Genomic DNA, 3,845 nt, shown 5'->3' with positions numbered 1-3,845 from the left:
CTGAGCACCTCCGACCCCGGACAGATCTACGTGATCCGCAACGTGGGGCAGGAGACTCCCGCGCTGTTCCACCTCGACGCAAGCAGCCCCAGCGCGCTCGCCCTGGCCGACAGCTTCTACCTGCAGCCGCGCGACGTCGTGTACGTGGACTCGGTCCCCCTGGTGCAGTGGAACCGCATCATCAGCCTGATCCTGCCGAGTGCGCAGGCGCTGAATGCAGGAAGGAACGCGGTCGCCCCGTGAACACGCTGCTGGTCGTCTGCATAGGCAACGTGTGCCGCAGCCCGATGGCGCAGGGCCTGCTCGCGGCGCAGCTGCAGGGCTGGCGCGTCCAGTCCGCGGGCCTGAACGCGCTCGTGGGCGCGCCCGCGGACGAGATCGCGGTCGACCTGTTGCGCGAGCGCGGGCTGGACATCTCGGGGCACCGCGCCATGCAGATCACGCGCAGGATGTGCGTGGAGTCCGACATGGTGTTCGTCATGAGCCGGGAGCAGCGGCGCGAACTCGAGTCGCTGTATCCCGAAATCTGCGGCCGCGTGTTCCGCCTGGGCGAGCACGCCGACCGCGACATCCCGGATCCCTACCGGCAACCGGAGCCGGTCTTTCGACACGCATTGAAGCTCATCGATGAGGGCGTGACCTCATGGGTGCAGCGCATCCGCAGACTCTGATTGGCCGCATCATGAACGCTCCCCACCCGCTCCATACGCAGTTGATGCCCGCTTCCGGCGCCGCGCGCGAAGAGGAACGCGGCATCAACCTCGTCGAATACTGGGACATCATCGTCGACAACCGATGGCTGGTCGCCGCCGTCGCGGCGCTCGCGGTGACGGCGGGGGGAACGTACGCCTACCTGGCGCGTCCGATCTACGAGGCCAACCTGCTGGTGCAGGTGGAGGACAGCGCCAACAACACGAAGAGCCTGCTCGGCGAGGCCGCCAGCCTGGTGGACGTGAAGACAGCCACCACGGCCGAACTGGAGATCCTGCGTTCGCGCCTCGTGATCGGCAAGGCGGTGGACAACGCCCGCCTCTACATCGAGGCGCAACCGCGCTACCTGCCCATCGTCGGCGCAGCGCTGGCACGCCGCGCGAACGGCCTCTCCGAGCCCGGGTTCCTGGGGCTTCCCGGCTACGTGACGGGCACCGAGTCGATTTCCGTGCCGGCACTGGTGGTGCCGCGCCAGCTCGAAGGCACGCCGTTTCGCCTGATCGCCGAGGGCGAGGGGCAGTACACGCTCACGCACCCCAAGCTCGCGGAAGAACTGCATGGGCGCGTCGGCGAGCCGCTGGTCGCCAACACGCCGCTGGGCCGCGTCGAGCTCACGGTGGCTTCGCTGATGGGCAAGCCGGGCGCGGAGTTCGAGGTGCTGCGCCGCTCTCGCCTGTCGGCGATCAATGAATTGCAGCAGACCCTGAGGCTGGCCGAGAAGGGGCGCCAGTCCGGCATCATGGACGTGAGCCTGCGCGGCTCCGACCCCGACGAACTGACCGTGGTGCTCAACGAGATCGGCGCGCAGTACGTGCGCCAGAACGTGGAGCGCAAGGCCGCGGAGGCCGAGAAGACGCTCGCCTTCCTGAACGTGCAGCTGCCGCAGTTCAAGAAGCAACTGAGCCAGGCCGAAGAGCAGTACACCCGCTATCGCAACCAGCAGGGCTCGGTGGCGCTGGACGAGGAAGCCAAGATCGCGCTGGGCCGGACGGTGGACATCGAAGCCAAGATGTTCGAGGCCGAGCAGAAGCGCCGCGAGCTCCTCACGCGCTTCACCGCGGACCATCCGGCCGTCCGCATGCTCGACTCGCAGCTGCAGGCCTGGCGGGAGGAGCTCGCTCGCGCCAACTCCAGCATCCGCAAGATGCCCGCCGTGCAGCAGGATGCGTTGCGCCTCGAGCGCGACGTGAAGATGACGAACGAGCTGTACCAGCAGATGCGCAACGACGCCTTGCAGTTGCAGCTGGTGCGCGAAGGCAAGATCGGCAACGTGCGCGTGATCGACCAGGCCACCCGGCCGGAGGAGCCGGTGGGGCCCAACCGCCCGGCGATCCTGGGCGCCGCGGCCCTGGCTGGCCTGGTGGCCGGTGCACTGCTGGCGCTGCTGCGCAACTCCTTCTTCCGCGGCATCCGCAGCGCGCAAGAAATCGAGGCCGACGCCGGCCTCAACGTGTACAGCACGATTCCGCTGAGCCCCATGCAGGGTGAACTCGCGCGCAAGTCGGCGGAGAAGAAGCCCGGCGTGCACGTGCTCGCGTCCCTGGTGCCGGACGATCCCGCCATCGAAAGCCTGCGCAGCCTGCGCACCGCGCTGCAGTTCGCCGCGCTGGAATCCGGCTCCAACCGCATCCTGATCACCGGCGCCACGCCCAGCGTCGGCAAGAGCTTCGTCTCTTCCAACTTCGCCGCGGTGCTGGCCAACAGCGGCAGGCGCGTGCTGCTGATCGACGCCGACATGCGCAAGGGCCACCTGAACCAGTACTTCGGCCTGTCGCGCCAGCACGGCCTGTCGGAGGTGCTGGCCGGCGTGCTGCCGGTGCAGGAGGCGATCCACCGCGAGGTGCTGCCCAATCTCGACCTGCTCGCCACCGGCATGGTGCCGCCCAATCCGGCAGAGCTCCTCATGAGCGGCGCCTTCGCGAATCTGCTGCAGCACCTCTCCGACGAATACGCCTACGTGATCATCGATACGCCGCCGGTGCTGGTGGCGGCCGACACGCCCGCCATCGCGAACCTCGCCGGCACGGTGCTGCTCGTCGCCCGCGCGGGCGAATCGCAGACCGGCGAGCTCCTCGAATCCGCGAAGCGGCTTTCCCAGGCGGGCAAGGCCGTCACGGGCGTTCTGCTGAATGCGCTGGACATGAGCCGGCGCCACTACGGCAGCTATGCATACAAGTATGGGGGCTACCGCTACAAGCAGTACGCGTATTCCGCCGGGAAGTAACCGCAAGCAGTCCGCGGCCCGAGTCGAACACTAAGAACTAGAGGAGAAGCGCGCCCACCCGGGCAGCGCTTCCGAGCTGACGGTCCGATCCTGAGGGAAACAGGAGGAACACGTGGTGCTTTCATTGGGTTGGCCCGCGCTGGTCGCGGTGACGCTTTCCTTGTCGTTCGTGATAGCCCAGGCGCTCGTGATGAGCGCCCACAAGCACGGCCACCTCACGATGGACCTGCCCGGTGCCGTCCAGAAGGTCCATCTCCACCCGACGCCGCGCGTGGGCGGCATCGCCATCTACGTCGCGGCCACCGCCGCCTGGATCGTGCTGCCGGGCCCGAGCGAAGGCGCGCTGCTCGGCACCGTCCTGCTGGCCGGCATGCCCGCCCTGCTGGTGGGCCTGCTGGAAGACGTCACCAAGCGCGTGAGCGTGCGCACCCGCCTGTTCCTCACGATGGGCAGCGGCGCGCTGGCGACGGTGTGGAGCGGCTACGGCATCAGCCGGATCGACCTGCCGATGGCCGACAACCTGCTCGCCATCTGGCCGGTCACCGTCCTGTTCACGGCTTTCGCGGTGGGCGGCGTGACCAACGCGATCAACATCATCGACGGCTTTCACGGTCTGGCGAGCGGCACGGTGATCATCTCCCTGCTGGCGCTCGCCACCATCGCCTTTTCCGTCGGCGACCAGCCGCTGGCGCTCGTCGCCGTGATCATGTGCGCCGCGGTCGCGGGCTTCTGGCTGGTGAACTTCCCGTGGGGGCGCCTGTTCCTCGGGGATGGCGGCGCCTATTTCTCGGGCTTCACGCTGGCGTGGCTCTCGGTGGAACTGATGGCGCGCAATCCGCGCGTTTCGCCCTGGGCGAGCGTCCTGCTGTGCGCCTATCCCACGCTGGAGGTGCTCTACAGCGTCATCCGG

2 protein-coding genes and 2 pseudogenes are annotated in these 3,845 nt (G+C 68.1%); all 4 read left to right on the top strand.

Going from position 1 to position 3,845, the window contains the following annotated elements:
- Positions 1-243: pseudogene (locus VFM98_RS22590) on the top strand (sugar transporter); the annotation flags it as partial.
- The gene (locus VFM98_RS22585) at positions 240-671 is read left to right on the top strand and encodes a low molecular weight protein-tyrosine-phosphatase (protein ID WP_325112144.1); all 432 of its coding nucleotides are present in this window, start codon (positions 240-242) and stop codon (positions 669-671) included. The pseudogene VFM98_RS22590 and the gene VFM98_RS22585, both read left to right, overlap by 4 nt.
- A gap of 11 nt (positions 672-682) precedes the next feature.
- The gene (locus VFM98_RS22580; protein WP_325112143.1) at positions 683-2,935 is read left to right on the top strand and encodes a polysaccharide biosynthesis tyrosine autokinase; all 2,253 of its coding nucleotides are present in this window, start codon (positions 683-685) and stop codon (positions 2,933-2,935) included.
- 190 nt (positions 2,936-3,125) lie between these two features.
- Positions 3,126-3,845 (top strand): annotated as a pseudogene (locus VFM98_RS22575) (glycosyltransferase); the annotation flags it as partial.

Source organism: Ramlibacter sp. (assembly GCF_035706265.1).
Lineage (GTDB): Bacteria > Pseudomonadota > Gammaproteobacteria > Burkholderiales > Burkholderiaceae_C > Ramlibacter.
This window is presented reverse-complemented; position numbering and strand designations above follow the sequence as displayed.

What these genes read in the sequence shown, in the direction of transcription:
- VFM98_RS22580 (WP_325112143.1), top strand. Translation starts at nt 683, where the DNA reads ATGAACGCTCCCCACCCGCTCCATACGCAGTTGATGCCCGCTTCCGGC.